Here is a 1,988-nt window from a genome sequence, read left to right as displayed (position 1 = left end):
GCATTGTTTTGGAGAAGGACTGCGTTCGGAGCACTTCCCATATTAGCGATGGTTTTTTGGATCTCAGCATACACTTGATCGATTTCAAACTGGTCGCCTTTTCTTGCTTGGTTAAGGAGACTCACTTCCCAATCTGTTTTTTTCTTCAAAGCCTCTTCAATGCGAGCCATATGTTCGGCTTTGCCTTTTTCGGTTTCTTCTTTGAAGTCACGTCTCCACTGGTCCCAAGACTGGTTAAACGATGTCAACATATCGTTAAAACGTGCAGAACCAGTCTCCATCAAATAGTTAACGTTTTCGATCCATTCTGTTTTTTTGGATTGGAAATCTTTTTCTTTATTGTCCCAAACTTTGATTTGGTATTCACGTTGTTGGCTTTCGTTCAATGCATAGAGTTGGTCTGCTACGTTTCCTTGTCCGTAGTAGTCCTCCACGAGCGTCTTATACATATCGTATTCTATGTTTTTCCCTGTGCCACCGGTCACTTTTGTGAGGAGGCCAGAGTAAAAACGATCACGATCATCTAAAATTTCTCGTTTGTCTGCTTTGACACCACGGACAATGGCGGCTTCCTGGACAGCATAATACTCTTCTTTTTCGATTGTATATTGTGTTTTGGAAATAGAAGCAAGAGATCCAATAAACTCATCAGCTGAGGTCATAATGTTGACCAAACGACCATCATTCGCGTAACCAACATTAGAGTTTGTAGAAGGAGAACCGGCGACAGCAACTCCGTCTCTTATAAATAAACCATAAGAATCTTTGACGGCTCTTTTTTGGATGATGGGATCTCCGTTTTTGCCCACAAGGCGATCAACGGACAATGGTTCCTTTCCACCAGTCCAGTTAATGGTTCCATTTTTCAACTGACCACTCGCACCTGTTAGGAATGCAACATCACTATCTTCTAATTTGGTATCAACATAACCATTTTCACCCTTTAGCATGCTAATGAGTTGTTCGCCAGTGGAAATGTCTGTGTACCGGTTGAGTTCTTCTTGCAGGCTCTTTAATGTCGCAGCTTGGGCCCTAGCCGTATTCACTGTATTGTCAATGGCAATCTTACTATCAATCCAAGCTTTGTTACGATTGATTGCTTCCATCCCTGTCATCGGATTTCCTAAAGACAAGAAGGCGAAGACAAGCATAGCCCCAGCCATTACATTGCCAAGACTATAGTTCATTTTTGCTTCATATTCGCCGTAAGTATTAGAAGTCATTCGGAGATACGCACTCTCCCAAGGAGCCCCGGCGTTCAGCACCCAAACGCCATCAAATCCTTGTTGGGCGGCAGCTGTTATACCTCCGCCGACTCCCCCATTATAACTATGCATGTACCCATTGATATTGATGGTTGGATGTACGTAGGCGAGCCCTCCAGAATAGGTAGTTGGGCTAACATTTCCTCGAGAGCCATGGATAAAATCCCAAGCACCAATTTTACCGGAAACCATCCCATCAGCAATTTTATAGAATTCTCTTAGTTGTGTTTCTTGTTTTTTGTAATCATAACTGTTAAAATCCAAACGACCATCATTGACGGCAGGGTTGAAATTTGGACCAAGCAGTCCTTCCATAGTGGCATCAAGTGCATTCCTTGCGTCGTTGATTTCCCTTTGGAGGGATTGCATTTTGTCTTTAACAATTGTTTCTGCAATGCTAAAACGCATAGCACGTTCTGCCCACTCTTCAGCTTCGGCTTTGTTTGCCGCAACTGCAGTATCAGCTTGCAACTCACTCAACTTCATTCGATCGTCAGCGCGTTTTTGCAATAGAGTGATCTCTGCAAGTTTGTCTGTGACAGCTTTTTCAGCATCTTGGTAACGTTTGCGTACCAAATCAACAGGAGATGTGAGCTCTGTTTGGCTCTCCCCAGAAATGCCATCATGTGTAGAATAATCTTTAATGGTTACATAATCATAAACAGAAGAGAGTAAACTCATCTCTTTAGAGGATTGTTCTAACAAGTCATAGGCGGTTTTGAC

The 1,988-nt window shown here is 42.8% G+C and carries 1 pseudogene; it reads right to left on the bottom strand.

The features are described from left to right. Positions 1 to 1,988 (bottom strand): annotated as a pseudogene (locus tag CH364_RS18505) (hypothetical protein); the annotation flags it as partial.

Origin of the sequence: Leptospira harrisiae, assembly GCF_002811945.1 — a bacterium.
GTDB classification, from domain to species: domain Bacteria; phylum Spirochaetota; class Leptospiria; order Leptospirales; family Leptospiraceae; genus Leptospira_A; species Leptospira_A harrisiae.
Note: the sequence above shows the minus strand (reverse complement) of the source record. Positions and strands in the feature narration are given on the sequence as shown.